The sequence below is a fragment of the Microbacterium sp. HM-570 genome (assembly GCF_054165885.1).
The window spans coordinates 991,521-1,016,380 of sequence record NZ_CM135111.1 but is presented as its reverse complement, the minus strand read 5'-3'; the positions used below and the strand labels follow the sequence as shown (position 1 = coordinate 1,016,380).

Here is a 24,860-nt window from a genome sequence, read left to right as displayed (position 1 = left end):
GTCAGCGCCCGATCGGACCCAACCAGGCGGTCGCAACGGTCGAGTGCGCGGATTCGGGGTCGGAGGGGTGGAACTGCCCGGCCAACACGTCGCGGTACAGGCGCGCGAGTTCGGATCCCGCGAAGTACGACGAGCCGCCCGCGACGAGGATCGCATCGTCGACCACGGTCTTTGCGGCCACGACAGCGCGGTGCTTGAGGCCGGCGAGCAACGAGAACCACTGCGATCCGTGGTCGGCGACGCCGTCTACGTCGGCGGCCAGCGCGGCGATCTGAGGCGGCAGGGCATCGTAGGCGAGCGCCATGTCGGCGATGCGCCAGCGGATGTCCGGATCCTGGCTGTAGGTCGTGCCGGTCTTCTTCGACGTGCGCGACTGGGCGGTCGCGACCGCGACGTCGAGCGCCCGGCGCGCGATCCCGGTGTATACCGAGGCGAGCAGGATCTCGAAGACGCTGAAGATGCCGAAGACGAGCGGGTCGGGCTGGGGGCCCGGGTCGATGCGGCGGACGGCGCGGTCCGCGGGCGCGACGGCGGCGTGCAGCTCGGTCGTGCGGCTCTGCGTGCCGCGCATGCCGAGGGTGTCCCAGTCGTCGCGCGTGGTGATGCGGCCCGCGGCCTCTTCGTCGCGCGAGACGAACGCGTAGACCATCTTCGGGCCGTCTGGGCTGGTCGTGTCGAGGCCGTGCAGGCCCAGGTGCGACCAGACGGGCGCGAGCGACGTGAAGATCTTGGTGCCCGTGAAGCTGTACCCGCCGTCGGGGAGCGGTGCGGCATCCGTGTCGCTTCCGAAGAGAACGAGATCGTTGCCGCCCTCGCTGATGCCGAAGGCGAAGACCTCGCCCGCGGCAGCGCCCGTCTGGACGAAGGCGAGGTCGTCGATGCCGCGGTCCTGGAGGACTTTTGCGACCCCGGTCCACACCAGGTGCATGTTGATCGCGAGGGCGGTCGCGGGAGCCGCGCCCGCGAGACGCTGCTGCAGAACGGATGCCTCGGCGAGGCCGAGCCCGGCACCGCCGCGGTCCCGAGGCACGAGGATCGCAAGGTAGCCCGCGGCGCGCAGGTCGGCGAGGTCGTCCTCGGGGAAGGTGTTCTCGCGATCGTGCGTCGCCGCCCGAGAGCGGATGCGCTCGATCAGGTCGTCGGGAAGGTATTCGGTGGGGTCGAAGTCGGGCACCCCTCCATTCTCTCGCCGCGCGGTTGGCTCCGGGCCGTCAATCCTCGGGGACGCCGAGCAGCTGCCGCACGGTCTCGTCCGGCTTGTCGCGGTGTGGCGAGTGGCCGGCCCCCGCCACGACCGACATCGTGAAGAGCGGGTTCGCCGCGAGCACACCGGCCGCGACCTCGCCCGTGAAGAGGCTGTAGACCGCGGGGTCGGCGCCGATCACGTGCGTCGGAACGGCGACACGGGCGCACGCATCCCGAACGTCCCAGTCGGGATTCTGCACGGCGACCTGGTCGACCGCCCACCGACTGGCACGTGCGACCGCGTCGACCTTCAGCTCGATGTCCTGCGGGTGCCACTCCGGGTGCTCCGCCCGCACGAGTTCGGTGCGGTTGTCGGCGAACGCCTGTTCCTGGCTGACGCGGACGGCCTCGGCATCGGCCCCGAGCACAACGATGCCCGGGTCGATCAGCACGAGTCGTCGCGCCCAGTAGGGGTACGCGGCTGAGGCGACGACAGCCGCGGCGCCGCCGAGCGAGTGGCCGATGACGAGGTCCCAGGCGCCACCCTGCGGGGGAGTGGTGGCCGCGACATCCGCCGCGAACGCGTCGATCGTGTAGTCGAGCGCACGGGGCGCCGAACCGTGGCCGCGCAGGTCGACGGCGCTCGCAGCCCAGCCCGCCTCGCCGAGGGCGGCGCCGAGGCGCCACATCAGGGCGCCGCTCGACCCGAGCCCGTGGATCAGGAGGGCGCGGTGGGGCGCATCAGCGGAGCCCCACGTCAGGGCGGGGAGGGTGAGGGGCGCGGTCATGGCGTCCAGCCTACGAACGGATGGACGCGAAACGCGCGACCTCTCGCGTTCGGCAGAATCCGTGCCGAATCTGGCGGAAGAGCGCTGAGGCTGGGTCCGTTCCGGCCCTGGCCGAGTTTCGCGACGGCAAGATGGATGCATGATCTCGACCGAGCTGGCGATTGCGCTGCGCGAGACCGGGCTGGTGTGGCATCCCGCCTCGGGTGACCGGTTCCAGCTCGACGAACCCGAGTTCGAGGCCGACATCTTCACCGTCAGCGAGATGACGATCGAGCCGCGGGAGTATTCGACCGGCGTCATCCTGGCCTTCAACGGGACCACCGAGTGGGCGCTGGATTCCGTCGCGCTCGAGGATGCGCTGTGGCTGCCGCGCGAGGATCAGCTACGGGAGCTGTTGCGCGGCACGTTCCGTGCGCTCCGCCGTCTCGTTGACACGCACGAGGTCGAGATCGAGATAGCGGGGGAGTCGGCCGTGTTCACGCATCCGGAGCCGTCGGATGCTTACGCTCTCGCTCTGCTGCACGTGCTGAGTCGCATCGCCTGAGGGCTCAAACGACCCGCTCGTCCGACCCGCTCGCCTGGCAGTAGATGTTGTTTGGCGGGGCGCGACGTCACAACTAGTGCCAGGCGAGCGGTCCACGGGCGCATGAGCGAGCGGATGCTTCACGTGATGGTGTGGACGGGCTCCGTGTCGGGGATCGGGCTCGCATCCCGGCCGCGCAGATCGGGGAACGAGCGCACCCACAGGACCGAGACGGTCACACCGAACACCGCGAAGACCGCCGCGGCCCAGTACGCGGCCGTCGGGCCCGCGCCATCGATCACGAAGCCCGCGATGGCGGAACCTGCGGCGGCACCGATGAGCTGGCCCGTGCCGATCCATCCGTACGCCTCGGCCGTGTCGCTGAACTTGACGCTCGCGCTCGTGATCGCGAAGACGACGGCCAGGGCGGGAGCGATCCCGATGCCGGCGAGCAGAAGGGTGCCGCCAATCCAGAAGACGTTGAGCGAGATCGTCGTCAGCATGAGGCCCACCGCGACGACCGTGAGGCGACGCGCCATCGCCCACGAGCCGATCGGGATGTGCCCGAAGCTGAGGCCGCCCGTCAAGCTGCCGATCGCGAACAGAGCGAGCACGATGCCGGCCTCGAAGCCGCCGTGCCCGAACGTCGCGACGACACCGGCCTCGACCGCCGCGCACGCGCCGATCAGGAGGAACCCGACAACAGTCGCCAGCAGCACGGGCGGCTTGGCTAGGACCTTGCCGATTCGGCGGCGGCTGCGCGGGATGCGTACGCGTCCGATCTCGGGCGACATGATGAACCACGCGCATCCGCCGAGCAGGATCACGACGATCAGCACCATGGCGGTGGTCGTGCCGGCCTGCAGCGCGACGAACGTGATGACGACCGGCGCGAAGACCCAGATGAGTTCTTGCAATGAGGCATCCAACGAGAACAACGGCGTCAGCTGCCGAGAGTTGACCATCTTCGGGTAGACCGTCCGCACCGCGGACTGCACCGGCGGGGTGGCGAGGCCCGCGACGAGACCGAACGCCATGGTCAGCGGAAGCGCCATAGGGAGGAGTCCCAGCACCAGCAGGGCGGCGGCGCAGACCGCGGTCGTCAGTGTGAGCACACGGCGCATGCCCCAGATGCCCATCCAACGACTCGTCACAGGGCCGGCGACGGCTTGACCGACCGAGGTTGCCGCCAGCACCAGACCCGCGGCGCCGTACGAGCCCGTCAGTTGCTCGATGTGCAGAAGGAGGGCGAGCGAGATCATCCCGTTCGGGAATCGCGCCGTCAGCTGTGCGGCGATGATCCGGCCGACGCCGGGCGTCTTCAGTAGTTCCCGATATGCGCCCACGAAAGGTCAATGGTAGTCCCGGCGTGCGACACGCCGACACGGTCCGCGACACGCCGTGTCGACGTTGTCCACAGGAATCCGGATGTCGGAGCCCCCTCATATCGTCGCCCCTGTGGATAGCTCGGGCCGAGGCATCCGAATGTGGCGTTATTCAGCGATTTTCAGGTTCGAAATCGATCCGCCGCCTGTGGATGAATCGGTGGACAACCTGTGTTGTTAAGGGGAGAGGCGGTGGAGAACTACACGAATGTAACTACTACCCCTTGTGGTGCCTTCCGGTGTCGGTACCCATATGTAGTATTGGACTCCCGGTGGGGGGACGCCGGCTCAAGCAACCAAGAAGACCGATGAATAAGGGGATGAAGGCCGAAATGGCAATCACCGTTTACACGAAGCCGTCCTGCGTCCAGTGCACCGCCACCTACCGCGCCCTCGACTCGAAGGGCCTCGAATACGAGGTACTCGACCTGTCGCAGGACCCGTCCGCACTCGAGCAGGTCAAGGCCCTGGGCTACCTCCAGGCGCCCGTCGTCATCACCGACGGCGACCACTGGTCGGGCTTCCGTCCCGACAAGATCGACGAACTCGCAACACGCCTGGCCTGAGGCCCGGCGCACGGGAGGTGCGATGTGAGCGCAGTGGCGACACACGCGCCCCTGCTCGTGTACTTCTCGAGCGTGTCGGGCAACACCGCCCGGTTCATCGAGAAGCTCGGGATGCCGGCGGTCAGAATCCCTCTGCAGGGGGAGGAATCGCCCGTCGTCGATGAGCCGTTCGTGCTCGTCACCCCGACATACGGCGGGGGCAAGGGGCGGGGCGAAGAAAAGGGCGCCGTTCCCAAACAGGTGATCCGCTTCCTCAACGAGGAGCGCAACCGCCAGTTCATCCGGGGAGTCATCTCCGCGGGTAACACCAACTTCGGTGAGTCATTCGGACTCGCCGGCGACATCATCAGCCGCAAGTGCAACGTGCCGCACCTGTATCGGCTCGAACTGTTCGGCACGCCAGAAGACATCGATCGCGTGAGCGACGGATTGGAACGATGGTGGATACAGCACTGACCGAGACTCCCCTCAAGCAGACGCCTTTTAAAGACAACGCGGCGTTCGACGGGATGGACTACCACTCCCTGAACGCGATGCTCAACCTGTACGGAGCCGACGGCAAGATCCAGTTCGACGCCGACAAGCGCGCCGCGCGGGAGTACTTCCTGCAGCACGTCAACCAGAACACCGTCTTCTTCCACTCCCTCAAGGAGCGTCTCGACTACCTGGTCGAGAAGGAGTACTACGAACCGGCTGTGCTGGCGAAGTATCCGTTCGAGTTCATCCAGGAACTCAACGACTTCGCGTACGGCAAGAAGTTCCGCTTCGAGACGTTCCTCGGGGCGTTCAAGTACTACACGAGCTACACGCTCAAGACCTTCGATGGCAAGCGTTACCTCGAGCGGTTCGAAGACCGCGTCGTCATGACCGCGCTCGGCCTGGCCGACGGCGACCAGAAGCTCGCGATGGAACTCGTTGAAGAGATCCTCTCGGGCCGCTTCCAGCCCGCCACCCCGACGTTCCTCAACACGGGCAAGGCCCAGCGCGGCGAGCTCGTGTCGTGCTTCTTGCTGCGCATCGAAGACAACATGGAGTCGATCTCGCGCGGCATCAACTCCTCGCTGCAGCTCTCCAAGCGCGGCGGCGGCGTGGCCCTGCTGCTCTCGAACATCCGTGAGTCCGGCGCCCCGATCAAGCAGATCGAGAACCAGTCCTCGGGCATCATCCCCGTCATGAAGCTGCTCGAAGACAGCTTCAGCTACGCCAACCAGCTCGGCGCGCGTCAGGGCGCGGGAGCTGTGTACCTGCAGGCGCACCACCCCGACATCCTGCGGTTCCTCGACACCAAGCGTGAGAACGCGGACGAGAAGATCCGCATCAAGACGCTGTCGCTCGGTGTCGTCGTGCCCGACATCACGTTCGAGCTCGCCCGCAACGACGAAGACATGTACCTCTTCTCGCCGTACGACGTCGAGAAGGTCTACGGCGTGCCCTTCGGCGACATCTCGGTCACCGAGAAGTACCGCGAGATGGTCGATGACGCGCGTATCAAGAAGACCAAGATCAACGCCCGCGAGTTCTTCCAGACCCTCGCCGAGATCCAGTTCGAATCGGGCTACCCGTACATCATGTTCGAGGACACGGTGAATGCGGCCAACCCGATCAAGGGCCGCATCAACATGTCCAACCTCTGCAGCGAAATCCTGCAGGTGAACACGCCGACGACGTACAACGAAGACCTCTCGTACTCGAAGATCGGCAAGGACATCTCCTGCAACCTCGGGTCGCTGAACATCGCGCTCGCGATGGACTCGCCCGACCTCGGCAAGACGGTCGAGACGGCCATCCGGGGTCTGACAGCGGTCAGCAACCAGAGCCACATCCGTTCCGTCCGCTCGATCGAAGAGGGCAACGACCGCACTCACGCGATCGGCCTCGGCCAGATGAACCTGCACGGCTACCTCGCTCGTGAGCGCGTCTTCTACGGTTCGGAAGAGGGCATCGACTTCACCAACATCTACTTCTACACGGTGCTCTTCCACGCCCTGCGCGCCTCGAACGAGATCGCGATCGAGCGCGGACAGGCCTTCGAGGGCTTCGAGGACTCCAAGTACGCGTCGGGGGAGTTCTTCGACAAGTACATCGAGCGCGCCTGGGTTCCTGAGACCGACAAGGTGAAGGACATGTTCGCCGGCGTCCACATCCCGACACAGGATGACTGGACGGCGCTGAAGGCGAAGATCCAGCAGCACGGTATCTACAACCAGAACCTTCAGGCCGTGCCGCCGACCGGGTCGATCTCCTACATCAACAACTCGACGTCGTCGATCCACCCGATCGCGGCGAAGGTCGAGATCCGCAAGGAAGGCAAGCTCGGCCGCGTCTACTACCCGGCCGCGTTCATGACGAACGACAACCTGGAGTACTACCAGGACGCCTACGAGATCGGCTACGAAAAGGTCATCGACACGTACGCCGCGGCGACGCAGCACGTCGACCAGGGCCTGTCGCTGACACTGTTCTTCAAGGACACCGCCACGACGCGTGACATCAACAAGGCGCAGATCTACGCGTGGAAGAAGGGGATCAAGACGATCTACTACATCCGCCTGCGTCAGATGGCCCTCGAGGGCACGTCGATGGACATGTGCGTCTCGTGCACGCTGTAGTCGCTCTTCGCTTGTCTTGAAAACTAAACAAGTTTGGGGCCGACCCGAAACGGAGTCGACCCCAAAAGCCCCGGATGCGGAGCTTCCAATTGGCGTTGGAGCACCGACTATACAGGAGTTGACCGGGCCAACCAGGCCCATTCCTTCCGGGGTTTCATAGCCCCGGAAGGAGGTGAAATGGTGGCAGGACGATCTGTAAATCGGAGCGCTAAGAGCGGGCGATTTGTCTCGAACGCGGCGGCAGCTAGGTGGCCGGGCAAGACGACCACCGAGCGGGTTGGCTCGGGGACTTCGAACTCGACAACAGTGCACCGCTCTGCGTCGACCGGACAATTCGTAACCAAGCGCGCGGCCGACGGGAATCCCGGCGGAACTATCTCTCAGAGGGTCTGACAAAACAGTGGGCCCGGGCGTTGCCCGGGCCCACTGCCAGACAGAAAGAACGAAAATGGCCGAAAAGCTCAAGCTCCTGAACGAGGTTCAGGCGATCAACTGGAACCGCATCGAAGATGAGAAGGATGTCGAGGTGTGGAACCGCCTCGTCAACAACTTCTGGTTGCCCGAGAAGATCCCGCTCTCGAACGACATCCAGTCGTGGAACACGCTGACCCCCGACGAGCAGCTGCTGACGATGCGTGTGTTCACGGGCCTGACCCTGCTCGACACCGTCCAGGCCACGGTCGGCGCCGTATCGCTCATCCCAGACGCGATCACGCCGCACGAAGAGGCGGTGTACACCAACATCGCGTTCATGGAGTCGGTGCACGCCAAGAGCTATTCGTCGATCTTCTCGACGCTCTGCTCGACGAAAGAGATCGACGAGGCGTTCCGTTGGTCGGTCGAGAACCCGAACCTTCAGAAGAAGGCTCAGATCGTCATGGATTACTACCGTGGCGACAGCCCGCTCAAGCGCAAGGTCGCCTCGACCCTGCTCGAGAGCTTCCTCTTCTACTCGGGCTTCTATCTGCCGATGCACTGGTCGTCGCGCGCCAAGCTGACGAACACGGCCGACCTGATCCGCCTGATCATCCGCGACGAGGCCGTGCACGGGTACTACATCGGCTACAAGTTCCAGAAGGGACTCGAGAAGGTCTCGCAGGCCGAACGTGACGAGCTCAAGGACTACACGTTCTCGCTCATGTACGAGCTCTACGACAACGAGGTGCAGTACACGCAGGACCTCTACGACGGCGTCGGCCTGACCGAAGACGTCAAGAAGTTCCTGCACTACAACGCCAACAAGGCCCTGATGAACCTGGGCTACGAGGCGATGTTCCCCTCGACCGTCACGAACGTGAACCCGGCGATTCTGTCGGCGCTGTCACCCAACGCGGACGAGAACCACGACTTCTTCTCGGGCTCAGGCTCGTCGTACGTGATCGGCAAGGCTGTCGCGACCGAGGACGACGACTGGGACTTCTAGGCCCGATGTGGTTCTGTGGACAACATGGAGTCCACAGGATCTGTAGATGACGAATCGGATGTCGGGGCCGCCGCGTACGGTAAGCCCCAGGCATCCGGTTTCGATCAGGAGGATCGCATGGTTCAGCAGGTGGCGACCGGACAGCGTTCCGAGGGTCAGCGTTCGGACGAGCAACGCGCTCGCGAACAGGTCATGGGCGAGGTTTCTGATGTGCTTTTGAACCTCGAGCACGCGATTACTCGCTCGAAGCGCGCGCTCGCGAATATCCGAAAAGTGGGTGGCTCGCAGAACGAAGAGCTCGTGTTGCAAGAGACCTTGGATGAACTGCAGAAGCTGCGCAAGCGACTGATGCAGGGGACGTACTACGCCGTCGAAACCCGGATGTTCTGATTCGTGGTCGACGGCGGGGTGCGTAGCGGCACCGAGATTCAGACTGCCCTCGCCGGTTTCGCGAGCAAGTGGCGAAGGTATTCCGGGAGCGAGCGCGCCGAGGCTCAGACGTTTCTCAACGAGTTGTTTGCTGCCTACGGCTCTGATCGTCAGGCGGTCGGGGCACTTTTCGAGGATTTCAAGAGCTCTGCCGGTTTCATGGATCTGCACTGGCCGGGTATCGCGATCTTCGAGATGAAGAAGCCCGGCACGCCTCTGGCTAAGGCTGCGGAGCAGATCGATCGGTACTGGCGTGAGTCGAGTGACGGTGACACCCCGGCCGCTCGCTGGGTTGTCGCCTGCAACTTTCAGCAGTTCGAGGTGTGGGAGCCCGGCCGGTTTCCGAAGGCGCCGCGCATCACGTTCGGGATCGACGAGCTTGCGGATCATTACGATGCGCTTCTGTTTCTGCAGAACGACACGCTCGAACCGGTGTTCAGCGAACACCGGCGAGAGCTCACCGCTGATGCGGCCCGGCACATCGCCGAGTTCTACCGGTCGATGATCGATCGGTCGGCTGCTCCGGTCGACGAGATTCAGCGTTTCACGATGCAGTTGGTGTGGTGCCTGTTCGCCGAAGATCTGGGGATGCTCGACGGGTATCCGCTCCAGTCGACCGTTGACGCGCTTCTCAAAGAATCTGACCCCGATTCGGCGCGCGACATCGGCTATCTCTTCAGCCTGTTGAATCAGAAGGGCGACCACAACCGCAAGGGCCGCTATTCGGGCACGCGCTACGTCAACGGCGATCTGTTCGCTCGTCCGGCAGCGGTGTTCTTGACGCGTGATGAGCTCGTCCATCTGCGACTTGCAGCCGAGTTCAATTGGCGCGAGGTCAACCCGACCATTTTCGGATCGCTGCTCGAGGGCGTTCTGGGTGACGATCGTCGCTCCGAGATCGGTGCGCACTATACGCACGAGGCCGACATCATGAAGATCGTCGCACCGACGATCGTGCGCCCCTGGCGCGAGCGCATCGACGGCGCCACATCCGTCTCGGATGCTGTGCTCGTGTTGCACGAACTGTGCGAGTATCGCGTGCTCGACCCCGCGTGCGGCTGTGGCAACTTCTTGTATGTCGCGTACCGCGAGCTACGCACGCTCGAGTACGAGGCGAAGCGGCGCATCGACGCGTTGGCCACGCAGACGGGCGCGGCGAAGCCGGTCGGCCCGCTGCCCTACTACCCTCTCGCGAACCTCTACGGCCTCGACATCGAGCGCGTCGCCGTCATGATCGCGCGCGTCACGCTCTGGATGGGCCACCGACAGATGGTGGATCGGGTGGGAGAAGCCGAGCCCGTGCTGCCGCTCGTCGACCTGTCGAACGTGCGCGCCGCCGATGCGCTCCGAACCGAGTGGCCCGAGGTCGACACGATCATCGGCAACCCGCCGTTCTTCGGATCCCAACGGCTGCGTGCTGCCCTGGGTGACGAGTACGTCGATTGGCTTAGTGCGCATTTTGGTGTCGGCGTCAAAGATCTTTGCGTCTACTGGTTTCGGATCACGCAGCAGCACCTCATGCCTGGGCAACGCGCTGGTCTCGTGGGCACGAATTCAATCTCGCAGAACAGAGCGCGCGGCGCGTCGCTCGAGTACATCGTCGAGACTGGTGGGGTAATCACCGACGCCGTGTCGTCGCAGAAGTGGCCTGGTGACGCGAAGGTTCACGTCAGCATCGTCAACTGGGTCAAGGAACCACACGCGGCGCCGGTTTCTTTTGACCTGGATGGAACAGAGGTTCAGGGAATCACTGCCTCATTGTTGGAGGGTTCCAGGGACGCATGGGAGCCGCGAGCTCTCGGGGCGAATGAAGATCATTGCTTCCAAGGACCCATCCCGGTCGGGAAGGGCTTCGTAATCGAGGACGCAGTCGCTCGATCCCTTCTGAGCGACGATGGCTTGCCATACCGTGACGTCGTTCGTCCTTACCTCACGAGCGATGACATCGCTGAAACCGTTGAGCAGATGCCAGGCCGCTGGGTGATTGACTTTGGTTCTCTCCCTCTCGAGGCCGCCGCTCGATATGACCGAGCGCTGCAAATTGTCCGCCGTGATGTGAAGCCTGAACGCGACACGAGTGGCGACAAGGGCTTCCGAACGAAGTGGTGGCAGTTTGGGCGGCCACGTGGCGAGATGCGCGCTGCGCTTAGATCACTGAGGCGATACGCATCGGTCGGCCGCCACGGAAAGCGGATGTTCATCGCGTGGGTTGAGCCCTGGACAATGGCAAGCGACGCAACAAATGTCTTCGCATTCGATGACGACTACAGCGTGGGGGTCTTGATGTCGCGCGCCCACGATGCGTGGGCCTGGGCGCAGTCATCGACGTTCAAGGGCGACCTCCGATACACACCGACAACCGCGTTCATGACCTTCCCGTGGCCCGACCCGGTCACACCCGCACAGCGTGATGCGGTGGCCGAGGCATCCGTCGCTCTCTATGCGCGTCGCGGCGAACTCTGTGTCGAACACGAGATGGGCCTGACGAAGCTCTACAACCTGATGGACGAGGGCGCGTTCGCCGATCTCGCGGCCCTCCACCGTCGACTCGACGAAGCCGTTGCCGCGGCATATGGATGGCCGAAGTCGGTAGCGCAGGATGGCCCCGAGCTGGTGCGCCGCCTGTCGGCTCTCAACCGCGAGATTGCCGAGGGTGGCCGCGCGTACGCGCCGTTCGCGTAGGCGGCGTCGCGCTTAACGGGCTCTTCGCAGATGAGGGTGTAGTCGCGTCGGTTTCCGGATAGGCGTCGAGGTCTTCCAGGATGGAAGTTCCTACACTCACCGTCCGAAAGACCTCGACGTGCTCCACGCTACCTTCGCCGACCCTGACCTGACCACGTTCTGCCGCCTCGACGAGCTCGGTCTCGATGCCGTCGGGCAGCTGCTCGAGCCGGATCGGGCGGTGATCGAGTGTCGGGTTGCGGAGTCGGATCCGTGGTGCCGGAAGTGCGGCGCGGAAGGTGTTCCGCGTGACACGGTCAGACGTCGCCTCGCACATGAACCGTTCGGGCACCGCCCCACGACACTTCTGGTGCGGGTGCGCCGGTATCACTGTGAGCACTGCTCTCGAACGTGGCGGGAGGACACGACGAAGGCTGCGCCCCGGCGGGCGAAGATCTCCCGTGGTGGGCTCACCTGGGCACTGACCGGGATCGTCATCGATCACCTGACCGTCTCCCGTGCTGCGGCAGGGCTGGGGGTGTCGTGGCATACGGCGAACACTGCGATCATCGCCGAGGGGAAGCGTCGTCTGATCGATGACCCGCACCGGTTCGACGGGGTTACCACTATCGGTGTCGACGAGCACGTCTGGCGACACACCCGGCTCGGCGACAAGTACGTGACCGTGATCATCGACCTCACCCCGACACGGAACAGGACCGGTCCCGCCAGGCTGTTGGACATGGTCGAGGGACGCTCGAAGGCCGTGTTCAAGCAGTGGCTCGCCGGCCGCCCGAAGGCCTGGCGCGACGGCGTCGATGTGGTCGCGATGGACGGGTTCACCGGGTTCAAGACCGCCGCAGCGGAAGAACTCCCCGACGCGGTCCCGGTGATGGACCCGTTCCACGTCGTCCGCCTCGCCGGCGACGCCCTCGACCGGTGCCGGCAACGCGTCCAACAGGCCACCCTCGGCCACCGCGGCCGCGCCGGCGACCCGCTCTACACGGCCCGACGCACCCTGCACACCGGCGCGAACCTGCTCACCGAGAAGCAACGCGCGCGCTTGGAGGCGTTGTTCGCTGGCGATGAGCACGTCGAGGTCGAAGCGACCTGGGGCATCTACCAACGCATGATCGCCGCCTACCGAGAACCCGACAAGACCAAGGGGAAGACCATGATGCAAGCAGTCATCGACTCCGTCACCAGCAGCGTCCCCCCAGCCCTCGTCGAGATCCGTCGCCTCGGCCGGACCCTGAAACAACGAGCGGTCGACGTGCTCGCGTTCTTCGACCGACCCGGCACTTCGAACGGACCCACTGAGGCCATCAACGGCCGCCTCGAACACCTCCGCGGCTCCGCCCTCGGCTTCCGCAACCTCACCAACTACATCGCGAGATCACTGCTCGAGTCCGGAGGATTCAGACCCCAACTACACCCTCGATTGCGATGAGCCGCTTAACGGCCCGGTTCGTAGGCCAACAGGGCGACCAGGTCGGCCTCGCTGATCAGCTCGACAGGCCGCCCCGCCGCGCGGAGGTCCATCGCCTTCTGCAGTTTCGCCGACACAGTAACCCCCTCCTTCAGCGTCGCGGGGTCGAATCCGCCGACCACTACGACATCCGTCTTCTTCGTCGGCCCCACCGTCACCGTGGCACCGAGCGCCGCACACGCGGCACGCGCCTCGTCGCGGGTGAATCCTTCGAGGTCACCGGTGAACGTCACGCTCGCCCCATAGAGCGGGTGGCCGGGGTCGGCCTCTGCGTTGTGAGTCGGGAGCGGAAGCGGCCGGTAATGCGAGCGCCGACTCTGCGCGACGGTGTTGATCGGCCACAGCGCATCTATGTCGTCGCCGCCGTGCCGTCGCGCAATAGTCAGCACGACGTCGGCGCAGGTGCGTGCGTCCTCTTCGGCATCATGATGTTCGAACGGGGCCAATCCGAGATGCTCGGCAACCTCGATGAGGCGGTAGCTCTCGAGTTCGAGGTGCGTTCGTGCCAGCACCCGTGCGCACCGCCAGACGCGGTCTTCGGCCTCGATCTCTGACAGGCGGGACGCTGCGGTGTACACGCCTTTGTCGAACGGGCTGTTGTAGGCAACGAGGGTGCCTTCGCCGGCATACTCGCTGATCGCCGCCAGCGAGTCGCCCCAGGTCGAGGCGTTGCGGACGTCTGCCGCGGTGATGCCGTGAATGTGGGTGTTCGTGAATCGACTGCCGGTTGGGGGCTGCACCTTCCAACTCGTGGTCTCGACCACCACACCGTTGCGCACCTGTGCGATTCCGACCGCACACACCGAGCCGCGCTGTTCGTTCGCCGTTTCGAAGTCGATCGCCGTGAAATCTAATGACATGGGTCCCCATCCGGGTCACGCTGGTCGGCTGGTCCGCCGATCAACGCTAGTACGGCTGGGCGTTGGTCCGTCGTACCCACTCAGAAAAGCCCTTCTGCCTAGATCTCTCACCCTCGGAGCGAGGAAGACCCTGTTCGGTTTCGTCCCTCGACGAGCAGATCCCGCACCCGCAGGGTCTGGGCGTAGGTCGCGTACGGATACAACTGAACGGCAGGAATCGCACGGAGGGGCTCGGGTAGCCCCTCCGTGGTTTCGGTAATGGCGCTCTGCACGTTCGTTGCGATGAGGAGAGCGAAGTCATCGAGGTATCCGTCGGGGAGCTTCGCATCTCGCTGCAGGGTCCGCAGGCTCTGCAGCCCGAACTCGCCGATCGTTGCCGCGCCGTCGACCGCGAAGGCGAGTTTGACGCCGTCGTAGGCCCGATAGTCCTTGGCGCGAACCAGGTCGGGTAGCTCGAAAGGGAGGGCAGAGTTCAGATCGTAGAACGGCGACAGGAATGAACCCGTGGGTGCGTGAGTGATCGAGTAGTTCTTCGAATGCCCGTCGTTGTGCCCGATGATCCACGAGAACACCAAGCACTCGGCGAAGCGCTGCTTGGCCGCCCTGGCCTGCGCCGGTGCTAGGTCGCGGTCGAAGACCGTGAAGATGTCGTGGTAGCTCGGGCCGGCGTCCCTCTCGTACTTGTTGAGGTAGGACGTGCCCGTTGCCTGCGCAAGATCCTCCTGGTGCAAGCGGACATATTGGTTGTCGACGACCAGGCGATCGAAACGTTCGACGACGAGGACGTGTTCGCCGTCGAACAGGCCGATCTCGGTGTCCGCGACGATCAGCCCGAGCCTGCGTGCCACCTGCAGCGTGATGTGCTCGGTAACGTCTGATCCGGTGAGGGTGCGCACTCCCGGCTTGAAGATGTGGGTCGAAGGATGCTGCCCCGTGGGCTCGAACCACCGACCGTCGCGCCGAGCCAGGGCGAACTTGCCCTGCGCCCCGCCGAGAGAGAATCCTTTTTCGACCGGGTTGTGCTCGAGCCAGTCGGAATCATCTGCCCGGATCTGGCGGATTCGGGCCGCAATTGAGTCGTCGCTCACAGGTGTGAGAGAGGCTGCAATACGCGGGGCGGTTTCCGCCGGGTAGAACTCGAGGGCTCCGGCGACGTCGGCGCCGTACACGGAAAGGAGATCGAAGGCGCTATCGCTGGACAGCTTGGCTTCCCGAGCCCACCGAGTCCTCACGTCGGGGCGGTCGGGGAGGAGGTTCTCGAGGAATCGCTTCGTCGTCTCGCCGGGGGCGACTCCTGGCACAACCGGAAGTTGCACCGAGATCGGAACCGGTTGCTCGCTCTCGACATAGTCCGGCAGGTAGCGCAGCTGCAGGTTGTTGCCTCGTCGTGAGATCGTGGCGACACGTCGACCATAGAGGTGGACGTCGAGCGTGTCAGTCATGAGGTTCCCGGTTCGAGACCTCGCGATCCGGATCGCCGGCCTTGATCGCCGCGTTCAGCAGAGCCTCGCGCGCCACTTCGGCAGTCGGCTCGGATCCTTCGCGCGCCGCGGTTTCTTGAACCCGGCCGGTCAGGTCGTCGAGAGCGCGTCGCCAGCGTGCCAGCGGCGTGGTGGTGTCGATCGTTCGGATCGCTGCCGCGACTGCGGAGCTTTCGGCGCTGCCGTGTGCCGCTGAGGCGAGGGCGGAGATGTCGATGTTGTTGATGGCTGCTGCGGCTGCTTGGGCGGCCGCAGCGGCATCGATAACGCGAGTGGTATGAACCGCGGAGGCGGCTTCCCGGAGAGCATTGTGGATTCCGCTGGGGAAGGGGATGTCGATGTGACGCTGTTCACCCGAGGTTGCTTCGAGACGGATGTCGAGCTTGTCGAGGATGCGGAGCACGGTGTCAAACGATGCGCCGCCGTGACCACGCTCGATCCGTGCCAGAGATTGCCGAGTGATGCCGACGGCGTCTGCGACGTCTTGCTGAGTGAGGCCCCGTGCCTGGCGTCGCGTCTTCACTGCGCGCGCCAGGTCGGCCGACTTCTGGATACGCATGTCGCCTCCGCTTCGCGCGATGTTAGATTCTGGCTACTTGGAGCCAGTGTTAGATTAATCTAACTCGAACGGAATGTCATATAAATAGAACATAAACGTCATGTTCGAAGTATCTAACGCAGAATAGGAAGTCGTGGTCGCGGAAAAAGAGTCGGCTCAGCGACGGGTCGAGAACGTGACCGTGAACTTCGACGTACGGGCGACCTGACGCGTCGGGCCAACCAGGCGCTCGAGGGGCTGCCGGTACTGCAGCGCCGAGTTCCAGACGGTCCACAGCTCGCCGCCCGGGCGCAGCACGCGAGCCGCGTCGGCGAACAGGTGCCGCGCGATCGTTTCGTCGATCGCCGCGCCGCGGTGGAACGGCGGATTCAGGGCGATGAACGACGCGCTCGCGTCGGGCAACGCCGACAGCGCGTCGTCGCGGGCCACGGACATCCGGTCTTCTATTCCGTTCGCGACCGCGGTCGCGCGTGCCGAAGCGACGGCAGCGGATGATTCGTCCGACGCGTACACGCGCAGGCTCGGGTACCGCAGTGCCAGCGTTGCGCCGACGATCCCGTTGCCGCACGCCAGATCGATCGCCGCGTCGTCATCCTCGCCCGGGATCGTGTCGGGCAAATTGTCGATCAGGAGCCGCGTGCCGATGTCGAGTGAGGAACCTGCGAACACGCCCCCGAACGCGCAGACGATCACGCCGTCGTGCTGGGTGCGAGTGGGCACCGGGTCGCGTCCGTCGTGGGGTTCGCGCGCGATGAGCACGCGCGACTTCTGCCGAGCGTGCGAGACGTCGAGCGTGGCGAAGTACTCGCGCAGCACGTCGTTCATGCCGAGGCTCATGTACTTGAGACGTCCGCCCGCGAACACCACAACGTCCGGCGCCGCGTGGGCGGCGATCAGGCCCGCGATGTCGCGCAGCGCCTCGAGCGAGCGCGGCAGTCGCAGCAACACGACGCGGGCGCCGCGTACGAGCTCGGCATCGAGGGGCATTGAGACGACGGATGGTTCGAGGCCCACCGACCGCGCGTTCGCGGCGAGCCCACGCTCGGACGCGAGAGGGTCCTGGTGTACGCGGACCACACCGGGGGAGTCATCCGTCTCGCTCGCGACCGTGAGCCCGAGCGCGCCGTACACGTCGCCGATGACGACGATGGCCTGCCGCTCAAGGCCCTGTCGCGCGGTGGCGGACTCGTCGAGCAGCAGGCGATCCGCGGCGTCGTGCGCTCGCAGGTCGGGATCGTCAGAATCGGGGAACGGGCGCAGCGCGTCGAGGTCGAGGGTCACCGCACCCACGTTATCCCGGGGACGTCGCGCCGCAGACCATGCCAGTGCCGGTCCGGGAGGCTCAGTGTCGGCCCCGTGTCGGAGGCCGGTGGCAAACTGACCGCATGCTGTTCGACGAACTCGCGGCAACGGCCGCCGCGGTCGGTGCCACGCGCTCTCGGCTCGCCAAGGTCGAGGTGCTTGCCGCCTTCCTGCGCGCGCTCGCGCCCGACGAAATAGTTCCGGCCACAGGACTCATGCTCGGCCGGCCGCGACAGGGAAAAGTCGGCGTCGGATGGCGAAGCCTGGCGGCGACGCTCGAGGCGTCCGCCCCCGCACCGACGCTCACGATCGCGGATGTCGATTCCGCATTCACGAAGTTGGTCGAGGCGTCCGGTTCGGGCTCCGCGGCGCGACGCGCGACCATCCTGCGCGAGCTCATGAACGCCGCCACCGAGCGCGAGCGCGAGACGCTCCGGGGTGCGCTCCTCGGCGAGGTGCGAACGGGTGCCCTCGAAGGCGTCCTGACCGACGCGATCGCCCGCGCCTCCGAGCGGCCCGTCGCGGACGTGCGTCGCGCGGCGATGCTGTCCGGAGACCTCGCGAGCACGGCTCGGGTCGCCCTGACCGGCGCGCCGGAAGATCTTGCGAACACAGGCCTCGTGGTGGGGCGCGCCATCCAGCCGATGCTCGCGAGCACGGCTCCCTCGATCGCCGAGGCGATCGCGGCCGTGGGTGAGGCATCCGTGGAGTACAAACTCGACGGGGCGCGCATCCAGGTCCACCGGAGCGGCGACGACGTGCGCATCTTCACGCGCAACCTCGCGGACATCACCCATCGTCTGCCCGAGATCGTGGACGTCGTGAGACGGATGCCTCTGCACGATGTCGTGCTCGACGGAGAAACGCTCGCGCTCGACGAGAACGATGCACCGCGCGCGTTCCAGGACACGATGGCGCGCTTCGGCGCAGAAACGGCGCGCGACATCGCCCTCCGGCCCTGGTTCTTCGACGTGCTGCACCTCGACGGGCGCGACCTGATCGATGAGCCCCTCACCGCGCGGCTGGACGCGCTCGCGAAGATTGCGCCGGACCACCGCATCCCGGGCGAGATCACGGCCGACCCCGAAACGGCCGAACGGATCGGCCGTGAGGCACTCGCCGCGGGGCACGAGGGCGTGATGGTCAAGGGCATCGACTCGCTCTACGCCGCCGGACGCCGCGGCGCGAGCTGGATCAAGGTGAAGCCGGTGCACACGCTCGACCTCGTCGTGCTCGCGGTCGAGCCCGGTTCGGGGCGTCGGTCGGGGCTGCTGTCCAACATCCATCTGGGCGCGCTCGACGCGACAGGGGAATTCGGGCCGGCGGGCGGATTCGTCATGGTAGGCAAGACGTTCAAGGGCATGACGGATGAGATGCTCGCGTGGCAGACCGCGCACTTCCCGACGATCGAGGTGCGCCGCGACCCGTACGTCCTCTGGGTCGAACCCGTGACCGTTGTCGAGATCGCGATCGACGGCGTCCAGCGTTCGTCCCGCTACCCGGGCGGCATCGCTCTGCGCTTCGCGCGGGTCCAGGGGTACCGCAGCGACAAAGAACCGCGCGACGCCGACACGATCCAGACGCTTCGGGGGATGCTGCACGGCTGACGGGGATCGGACACTCGCCCCGCCGTGGTGAGATGGAGACCTGACCCCGAGGAGTTTCCCGTGTTCCGCGCACCGCTCGCCCTCTTCCGCACTCTCGCGATCGCGGAGGCGATCTCGTGGACCCTGCTGATCACGGGGCTGATACTGCGGGCCACCATCGACCTGGACATCGCCGTCTCGGTCGGCGGGGGCATCCACGGCTTCGTGTTCCTGTCGTACGGCGCGACCGCTGTACTGGTTGCCAAGAATCAGCGGTGGCGTGCTGTCCCTACGATCGTCGCCATCGCGAGTGCGATCGTGCCCTACGCCACGATCCCGACCGAGATCTGGCTGCATCGCAGCGGTCGTCTCGACGGAACCTGGCGCCTCGAAGCGGGCGCCGACCCGCGCGATGGCGCCTGGCACGATCGCCTGATGCGGGCGTTGCTACGTCGCCCGTGGATCCTCGCCGTGTTGGTCGCGGCGCTCGTGATCGTGATCTTCGTGGTGCTGCTGATCGTCGGCCCGCCGGGCGGCCGCGACTAGGAACCCTGTTCCGGCCCCCGTTCGGAACCCACCGCGGGTCGCCGCTCGGGCGCGGCACGCTGTTCCGGCGCGACCAGCGACCGCGCGAGCACGGTTGAACCCGCGACCGCCGCGGGCATGATGAGCACCGCGCCGAGCGGAATGAAGAAGCACAGCTGCGTCGCGACGCCGAAGCCGAGAGTCCGGGCGCGGTTGCCGCCGAGCAGCGCGCGGCGCGTTGCCCGGTCGACGCCGCGAGCCGACAGGGCCCGTGATGAGAGCTCATCGGCCAGCAGCCAACCGGTCAGCAGGATGCCGCCCACGGCGCCAGCGAACCCGCCGACCACGGGAATGACCCCCAGCAGGCCCGCGGCGATGGCGATCAGGATGCCGCGCACGACGAACGAGACACCGTCGCCGACGGAATGCCAGAACCCGTAGGGAGCATCGGAAGGAGCGTCGCCGAACTCCCGTTCGGCCGCCCGCCAGATACGGTCGTAGAACGGCTCGCCGATCAGCAACGTCAGCGCGGTGAACGAAATAGCGATCAGCACGAGCGCGGTGCCGAGCATCGCCGTTCCGACGGCGAAACGCAGAACGCCCGCCCAGAGCCCCGGCCATCCGTCCGCGAACGGGGTGACGAGCTCGGCGAGCGAGGGAAGCTGTAACGACAGCGCGATGAGGCCCGCGAACAGGACGATGCCGACGATCGCCGCGGGAACCAGCCCGAGCGCCATGGTGCCCGGAATGCGTCGCCAGAGTGCGAGGCCGCGCCCGAGCATCCGCACACCCGTCAGGAACTCTCGCATCTCACCAGGCTAGGGCCGCCCGTGTCGGGCCGGCCCCCTATGCTGGGCGGCATGAGCGCTCCCGGGTCCGCCATGCCGTCGCGGCCCGTCACGCTCGAGCCACCGATATCGATGCGGATGAAGCGCGAACGCGACTCATCCGATCGCAAGGCGGCGGCTCTGCTGCTGATCTTCACGGCGCTGGCGATCTTGTGGGCCAACTCCCCCTGGGGCTACACGTACGAGCAGTTCTGGGGCATGCAGCTGGATGTTTCGCTCGGCGATCTCGAAGTCTCGGCAACGCTTCATGGTGTCGTCAACGACGCCCTGATGGCGTTCTTCTTCTTCCTCGTCGGGCTCGAGGTCAAGCGCGAGTTCGCGATCGGTGAGCTGACCGACCCGGCGAGGGCGCGTGTCCCCATTGCGGCGGCCGTGGCAGGGCTCATCCTGCCGGCTCTGATCTTCCTCGCGTTCGCCGCGTCGACCGACTACGCCCACGCGTGGGGTGTCGTGATCTCGACGGACACCGCGTTCCTCCTCGGCGCCCTCGCGATCATCGGCCCGAAATTTCCGGCTCGTCTGCGGACCTTCTTGCTGACGCTCGCGGTCGTGGACGACGTCGGTGCGCTGCTCGTGATCGCGTTGTTCTACAACGCGGGCATCCGCTGGGTCCCGCTCGCGGTCGCGATCGTGCTGGTCGCGGCGGTCGCGTGCGTGCGGTTTCTGCGCGCCGCGCGGGGGCTGAGCTACGCGGTGCTCGGTGTGGCCCTGTGGGTCGCGTTGGCGTACGCCGGCATCCACCCGACCCTCGCGGGCGTCGCCGTGGCGCTGCTGATCCCCGTTTTTGCGCCCCGTCGGGGCGACGTGGAGCGGACGGCCCAGCTCACCCAGGCGTTCCGTGAGTCGCCGAACACCCTCTATGCGGCCGCGGTGACTCGGAGCCTCCGCGACTCGCTGTCCATCAACGAGCGCCTGCAGACGGCCTGGTCGCCGTACATCTCGTTCCTCGTGCTGCCGATCTTCGCCCTCGCGAACGCGGGCGTGCACCTGGATGGTCAGGTGCTGGCGGCGGCCTTCACCTCGCCCCTCACGTGGGGCATCATCACGGCCCTTGTCGTCGGCAAGCTCCTCGGCATCCTCGGCGGCACAGCGCTCGTGCGCGCGTTCGGGGGTGGCAAGCTCGCGCCGGGACTCGGGATGCCTCGCATCGCCGGGGGAGCGGCTCTCTCGGGCATCGGCTTCACCATCTCGCTCTTCATCGTGACGCTCGCGATCGACGACGCCGAGGCGCAGGATCTTGCTCGTGTCGGTGTGCTCGCGGCATCCGTTCTCGCGTTCCTGCTGGGCTGGGTCATCTTCACGGTCGCGGATCGCCTGCAGCCGCCCCGGGCGATCGGTGCGCACCTCGTCCGACCCGTCGATCCCGAGCGTGACCACATTCGTGGGCCGGTCGATGCTCGCTACACGATCGTCGAGTACGGCGATTTCGAGTGCCCGTTCTGCAGTCGCGTGACCGGATCGATCGACGCCGTCTTCGATCGTCTTCCCGGGCAGGTGCGCTGGGTCTTCCGTCACCTCCCCCTCGATGCGGTGCACCCGCATGCCGAGGATGCGGCCAAGGCTGCCGAAGCCGCGGGACAGCAGGGACACTTCTTCGAGATGGCGCGGACGCTGTTCGCGAATCAGAAGGCGCTCGCGAGGGAAGACATTCGCGGCTACGCCACCGCGCTGGGGCTCGACATGGATCGTTTCGTCGATGACTTCCGCTCGGCAGAGGTCATTCGACGCGTCGACGACGACCGGCTCGACGCCGAGATGATGGACCTGCATTCCACACCCACGTTCTTCGTCGGCGAGAAGCGGCACGTCGGGCCCTACGACTCCGAAAGCCTCATTCGAGCACTCGAGGCGGCCGATCGAGCACAAGCGGGAATACCCACCGCCCCTCCGCGTTCAACTTGATACGAATGCACTCAACTCCTAAAGTTGAGTGCTCAAGACTCATGTTGATCAGGAGGCCTCGTGCCCAACGATGTCACACCCCCGAATGGCGACGGCTTCGACAGCGGTGCCGGTGCATTCGACGAATTCCTCTCTCGCTACATGGCGGGGGAGCGCGCTCGCGCGGAGCGGTCGATCGACCTCGCGCGCTTCTTGAGCGCGCGCACGCAGGACATCCTGCAGCGCGCGGGACGGTACGCGCTCGAGCGCGGCCAGCGCGAGCTCGACGCTCTGCACATTCTTCGCGTGATCGTGGACGAGTCCCCGGCTCGCGAGGCCGTGGAGCGTGTCGGCGCGAGTGCGTCGGCGATCGTGCGCGCGGCCGAGGGGCGCCTGCCCGCCGCGGGCAGTCCCGCCTCGGTCGACAGTGCCGTCATCACGTCGTCCGTCCAGCGCTCGCTCTTCCACGCCTTCCAGGTGGCGCGGTCATCCGGATCCACCTACGTCGATCCGGAGCACCTCTTCTTCGCGCTCGTTCTGGCTCAGGATGCCCCCGCCGGGCAGGTCCTCGCCGAAGCCGGCGTCACCGCAGAGGCCCTCACGCAGGGGGCACGCGAGACCGTCGGCCCGATGGGCGAGACGCGTCCCGAGCAGACCGAGCACGAGAGTCAGTCCCCGATGCTGGACAAGTTCGGAACGGACCTTACCGACCGCGCCCGCGCGGGACAGCTCGACCCCGTGATCGGTCGTGCCGACGAGATCGAGCAGACCATCGAGATCCTCAGCCGTCGCACCAAGAACAACCCGGTGCTGGTCGGCGAGGCGGGCGTCGGCAAGACCGCGATCGTTGAGGGCCTGGCCCAGGCGATCGTCGACGGCGGGGTTCCCGAGCAGTTGCGCGAGAAGCGCGTCATCTCGCTCGACCTGCCCGCCATGCTCTCGGGTACACGCTACCGCGGTGACTTCGAGGAACGACTGACGCAGACGATGGACGAGATCTCGGCCCGCAAGGGCGAAGTGATCGTCTTCATCGACGAGGTGCACACGGTGGTCGGTGCCGGTGGCGGCGGCGAGGGTGCAATGGACGCGGGCAACATCTTGAAGCCCCGCCTCGCACGCGGGGACCTGCACCTGGTCGGCGCGACCACGCTCAAGGAGTACCGGACGATCGAGAAGGATCCCGCGCTCGAGCGCCGGTTCCAGCCCGTTCGGGTCGGTGAGCCCTCGATCGAGGACTCGGTGCTGATCCTGCGCGGCCTCCGCCAGGCATATGCCGAGCACCACGCCGTCGAATACACCGACGACGCGCTGCGCGCAGCGGTCGAGCTCAGCGACCGGTACCTGACCGAGCGCGTGCTACCCGACAAGGCGATCGACCTGATCGACCAGGCCGGGGCGAGGCTCCGCCTGCGGCTCGGTGTGAAGGTCGACGTGAGCGCCCTCATCGAGCGACTCGCACAGCTCGAGGCGGACAAGAACGCGGCAGTCTCGGCCGAGCACTACGAGGAGGCGTCCCGCGTTCGCGACGCGATCGCCGAGGTGCAGCAGCGCATCGACGAGGCCACATCGGGCTCGAAGGCGGGTGCGAGCACCGACGCCGTCGTGGACGAAGCGCAGATCGCCGCGGTGATCAGTCGGGCCACCGGCATCCCCGTGAACCGTCTGACCGAAACCGAGCGCGAGCGGCTCGCCGAGCTGGAGGGCGAACTGCATGGCCGTGTGATCGGGCAGGATGGCGCGGTCGGGGCCGTCGCGAAGGCCGTGCGACGCAACCGCACGGGAATGGGTGATGCGCACCGGCCGATCGGTTCGTTCCTGTTCCTCGGCCCGACGGGAGTCGGCAAGACCGAGCTCGCGAAGGCGCTCGCGTCGTCCATCTTCGACGACGAGTCTGCTGTCATCCGCTTCGACATGAGCGAGTTCGGCGAGCGTCACACGGTCTCGCGTCTGGTCGGTGCCCCTCCGGGGTACGTCGGCTACGACGAGGCCGGTCAGCTGACCGAGCGCGTGCGCCGGAACCCCTACGCGGTGGTGCTGTTCGATGAGATCGAGAAGGCGCATCCGGATGTCTTCAATCTGCTGCTGCAGGTGCTCGACGACGGGCGCCTGACCGATGGTCAGGGGCGCACGATCGATTTCCGCAACACGGTGATCGTGATGACCTCGAACATCGGCTCCGAGTTCCTCGCGTCGCGGTCGGGCGCCATCGGTTTCATCGCCGACGGCGGTGGATCGACCGGGTTTGGGAGTGAAAAGGACCTGCGCGACCGGGTGATGGGCAAGCTGCGTGAGGCCATGCGTCCGGAGTTCTTGAACCGGATTGATGAGATCGTGCTGTTCCGCAAGCTCGAGAAGGCTCAGCTGCGCAAGATCGTGAGCCTGATGCTGGGTGCTACCCAGGGGCGCCTCGCCGCGCGCGAGGTGTCGTTCGAGGTGTCGGACGCCGCGATCGATTGGCTCGCCGAGCACGGCTACGAGCCTGAGTACGGCGCACGGCCGCTGCGCCGCCTGATTCAGCGCGAGGTGGACGACCGCATCGCGGACCTGTTCGTCTCAGGCGAGTTGAGCGATGGGGGGGCTGTGCGTGTGGATGCCTCGGGCGGCGAACTCGCGGTGACGAGCCTCGTCCTCGCCCAGGCGGCATAAGGCGCCTTGATGGGGCTCGCGGCTTGGGCAGCGAGCCCATCTTGCTCGTTGAGTGAGCGAAGCGAGTCGAAACGCGCCCTCCACAACCGACCCCAAAAATGAGAAGTATTTCAT

Annotated in this window: 20 protein-coding genes; 12 read left to right on the top strand and 8 right to left on the bottom strand. The window is 66.0% G+C overall.

Features of this window, described 5'->3' with window-relative positions; all coding sequences use genetic code 11:
* Position 1: 1 nt before the first annotated feature.
* Positions 2-1,174, bottom strand: coding sequence for an acyl-CoA dehydrogenase family protein (locus ACT9TC_RS04715; protein ID WP_458042262.1), 1,173 nt, complete (start codon positions 1,172-1,174; stop codon positions 2-4).
* A 37-nt stretch (positions 1,175-1,211) separates the two neighbouring features.
* Positions 1,212-1,973 carry an alpha/beta fold hydrolase gene (locus ACT9TC_RS04710; protein ID WP_458042261.1) on the bottom strand — a complete coding sequence of 254 codons (762 nt, stop codon included), beginning with the start codon at positions 1,971-1,973 and terminating at the stop codon, positions 1,212-1,214.
* 139 nt (positions 1,974-2,112) lie between these two features.
* On the opposite strand from ACT9TC_RS04710, the gene ACT9TC_RS04705 reads away from it, so the two are divergent.
* Positions 2,113-2,517, top strand: a complete 405-nt coding sequence (locus ACT9TC_RS04705) for a pilus assembly protein CpaE (RefSeq protein WP_458042260.1) — start codon at positions 2,113-2,115, stop codon at positions 2,515-2,517.
* A 119-nt stretch (positions 2,518-2,636) separates the two neighbouring features.
* Here the strand turns inward: ACT9TC_RS04705 and ACT9TC_RS04700 are convergent, their stop codons facing one another.
* Entirely contained in the window at positions 2,637-3,842 is a 1,206-nt protein-coding gene (locus ACT9TC_RS04700; protein ID WP_458042259.1) for an MFS transporter, read from the bottom strand.
* A gap of 371 nt (positions 3,843-4,213) precedes the next feature.
* Between ACT9TC_RS04700 and nrdH the strand changes: the two genes are divergently transcribed.
* The 7 genes from nrdH (at position 4,214) to ACT9TC_RS04665 (ending at position 13,019) form a co-directional block, all read left to right on the top strand.
* Positions 4,214-4,447 carry a glutaredoxin-like protein NrdH gene (nrdH, locus tag ACT9TC_RS04695; protein ID WP_036294795.1) on the top strand — a complete coding sequence of 78 codons (234 nt, stop codon included), beginning with the start codon at positions 4,214-4,216 and terminating at the stop codon, positions 4,445-4,447.
* Positions 4,448-4,471: 24 nt separating this feature from the next.
* A complete protein-coding gene (nrdI, locus tag ACT9TC_RS04690; RefSeq protein ID WP_458042258.1) occupies positions 4,472-4,903 on the top strand; it encodes a class Ib ribonucleoside-diphosphate reductase assembly flavoprotein NrdI in 432 nt (143 codons plus the stop codon).
* Positions 4,904-4,956: 53 nt separating this feature from the next.
* On the top strand, positions 4,957-7,056 hold the full coding sequence (gene nrdE, locus ACT9TC_RS04685; protein ID WP_458042867.1) for a class 1b ribonucleoside-diphosphate reductase subunit alpha: 2,100 nt from the start codon (positions 4,957-4,959) through the stop codon (positions 7,054-7,056).
* Positions 7,057-7,504: 448 nt separating this feature from the next.
* Positions 7,505-8,479, top strand: a complete 975-nt coding sequence (nrdF, locus tag ACT9TC_RS04680) for a class 1b ribonucleoside-diphosphate reductase subunit beta (RefSeq protein ID WP_458042257.1) — start codon at positions 7,505-7,507, stop codon at positions 8,477-8,479.
* Between the two features lie 24 nt (positions 8,480-8,503).
* Complete coding sequence (locus ACT9TC_RS04675; RefSeq protein ID WP_458042256.1) at positions 8,504-8,869, top strand: hypothetical protein; 366 nt, start codon at positions 8,504-8,506, stop codon at positions 8,867-8,869.
* A 3-nt stretch (positions 8,870-8,872) separates the two neighbouring features.
* Entirely contained in the window at positions 8,873-11,590 is a 2,718-nt protein-coding gene (locus tag ACT9TC_RS04670) for a DNA methyltransferase (RefSeq protein ID WP_458042255.1), read from the top strand.
* A 118-nt stretch (positions 11,591-11,708) separates the two neighbouring features.
* Positions 11,709-13,019: an ISL3 family transposase gene (locus ACT9TC_RS04665; protein ID WP_458042254.1), complete on the top strand. Its 1,311-nt coding sequence runs from the start codon at positions 11,709-11,711 to the stop codon at positions 13,017-13,019.
* Between the two features lie 5 nt (positions 13,020-13,024).
* Here ACT9TC_RS04665 and ACT9TC_RS04660 read toward each other — a convergent pair whose 3' ends face one another.
* From ACT9TC_RS04660 to ACT9TC_RS04645, 4 genes are all read right to left on the bottom strand, one after another.
* A complete protein-coding gene (locus ACT9TC_RS04660) occupies positions 13,025-13,918 on the bottom strand; it encodes an exonuclease domain-containing protein (RefSeq protein ID WP_458042253.1) in 894 nt (297 codons plus the stop codon).
* Between the two features lie 107 nt (positions 13,919-14,025).
* On the bottom strand, positions 14,026-15,360 hold the full coding sequence (locus tag ACT9TC_RS04655) for a HipA domain-containing protein (protein ID WP_458042252.1): 1,335 nt from the start codon (positions 15,358-15,360) through the stop codon (positions 14,026-14,028).
* The gene (locus ACT9TC_RS04650) at positions 15,353-15,958 is read right to left on the bottom strand and encodes a helix-turn-helix transcriptional regulator (RefSeq protein WP_458042251.1); all 606 of its coding nucleotides are present in this window, start codon (positions 15,956-15,958) and stop codon (positions 15,353-15,355) included. The genes ACT9TC_RS04655 and ACT9TC_RS04650 overlap by 8 nt, the downstream gene beginning before the upstream one ends.
* Positions 15,959-16,114: 156 nt before the next feature.
* A complete protein-coding gene (locus ACT9TC_RS04645; RefSeq protein WP_458042250.1) occupies positions 16,115-17,239 on the bottom strand; it encodes a class I SAM-dependent methyltransferase in 1,125 nt (374 codons plus the stop codon).
* A 104-nt stretch (positions 17,240-17,343) separates the two neighbouring features.
* Here ACT9TC_RS04645 and ACT9TC_RS04640 point away from each other — a divergent pair, with 104 nt between their 5' ends.
* Both ACT9TC_RS04640 and ACT9TC_RS04635 read left to right on the top strand, forming a co-directional pair.
* Positions 17,344-18,867 (top strand): ATP-dependent DNA ligase, encoded by a 1,524-nt coding sequence (locus ACT9TC_RS04640; protein WP_458042249.1) that lies wholly within the window; start codon positions 17,344-17,346, stop codon positions 18,865-18,867.
* Positions 18,868-18,927: 60 nt separating this feature from the next.
* Positions 18,928-19,392, top strand: a complete 465-nt coding sequence (locus tag ACT9TC_RS04635; RefSeq protein ID WP_458042248.1) for a DUF3817 domain-containing protein — start codon at positions 18,928-18,930, stop codon at positions 19,390-19,392.
* Here the strand turns inward: ACT9TC_RS04635 and ACT9TC_RS04630 are convergent.
* Positions 19,389-20,180 (bottom strand): EI24 domain-containing protein, encoded by a 792-nt coding sequence (locus ACT9TC_RS04630; protein ID WP_458042247.1) that lies wholly within the window; start codon positions 20,178-20,180, stop codon positions 19,389-19,391. The genes ACT9TC_RS04635 and ACT9TC_RS04630 overlap by 4 nt on opposite strands.
* A 51-nt stretch (positions 20,181-20,231) precedes the next feature.
* Between ACT9TC_RS04630 and nhaA the strand changes: the two genes are divergently transcribed.
* Together nhaA and ACT9TC_RS04620 are read left to right on the top strand one after the other, a co-directional pair.
* The gene (gene nhaA / locus ACT9TC_RS04625; RefSeq protein WP_458042246.1) at positions 20,232-22,121 is read left to right on the top strand and encodes a Na+/H+ antiporter NhaA; all 1,890 of its coding nucleotides are present in this window, start codon (positions 20,232-20,234) and stop codon (positions 22,119-22,121) included.
* A gap of 60 nt (positions 22,122-22,181) precedes the next feature.
* On the top strand, positions 22,182-24,746 hold the full coding sequence (locus tag ACT9TC_RS04620; RefSeq protein ID WP_458042245.1) for an ATP-dependent Clp protease ATP-binding subunit: 2,565 nt from the start codon (positions 22,182-22,184) through the stop codon (positions 24,744-24,746).
* Positions 24,747-24,860 lie beyond the last annotated feature (114 nt).

What these genes read in the sequence shown, in the direction of transcription:
- ACT9TC_RS04675 (WP_458042256.1), top strand. Translation starts at nt 8,504, where the DNA reads ATGGAGTCCACAGGATCTGTAGATGACGAATCGGATGTCGGGGCCGCC.
- nrdH (WP_036294795.1), top strand. Translation starts at nt 4,214, where the DNA reads ATGGCAATCACCGTTTACACGAAGCCGTCCTGCGTCCAGTGCACCGCC.
- ACT9TC_RS04660 (WP_458042253.1), bottom strand. Translation starts at nt 13,918, where the DNA reads ATGTCATTAGATTTCACGGCGATCGACTTCGAAACGGCGAACGAACAG.
- ACT9TC_RS04705 (WP_458042260.1), top strand. Translation starts at nt 2,113, where the DNA reads ATGATCTCGACCGAGCTGGCGATTGCGCTGCGCGAGACCGGGCTGGTG.
- nrdE (WP_458042867.1), top strand. Translation starts at nt 4,957, where the DNA reads ATGGACTACCACTCCCTGAACGCGATGCTCAACCTGTACGGAGCCGAC.
- ACT9TC_RS04630 (WP_458042247.1), bottom strand. Translation starts at nt 20,180, where the DNA reads ATGCGAGAGTTCCTGACGGGTGTGCGGATGCTCGGGCGCGGCCTCGCA.
- ACT9TC_RS04710 (WP_458042261.1), bottom strand. Translation starts at nt 1,973, where the DNA reads ATGACCGCGCCCCTCACCCTCCCCGCCCTGACGTGGGGCTCCGCTGAT.
- ACT9TC_RS04655 (WP_458042252.1), bottom strand. Translation starts at nt 15,360, where the DNA reads ATGACTGACACGCTCGACGTCCACCTCTATGGTCGACGTGTCGCCACG.
- ACT9TC_RS04650 (WP_458042251.1), bottom strand. Translation starts at nt 15,958, where the DNA reads ATGCGTATCCAGAAGTCGGCCGACCTGGCGCGCGCAGTGAAGACGCGA.
- ACT9TC_RS04640 (WP_458042249.1), top strand. Translation starts at nt 17,344, where the DNA reads ATGCTGTTCGACGAACTCGCGGCAACGGCCGCCGCGGTCGGTGCCACG.
- nhaA (WP_458042246.1), top strand. Translation starts at nt 20,232, where the DNA reads ATGAGCGCTCCCGGGTCCGCCATGCCGTCGCGGCCCGTCACGCTCGAG.
- nrdF (WP_458042257.1), top strand. Translation starts at nt 7,505, where the DNA reads ATGGCCGAAAAGCTCAAGCTCCTGAACGAGGTTCAGGCGATCAACTGG.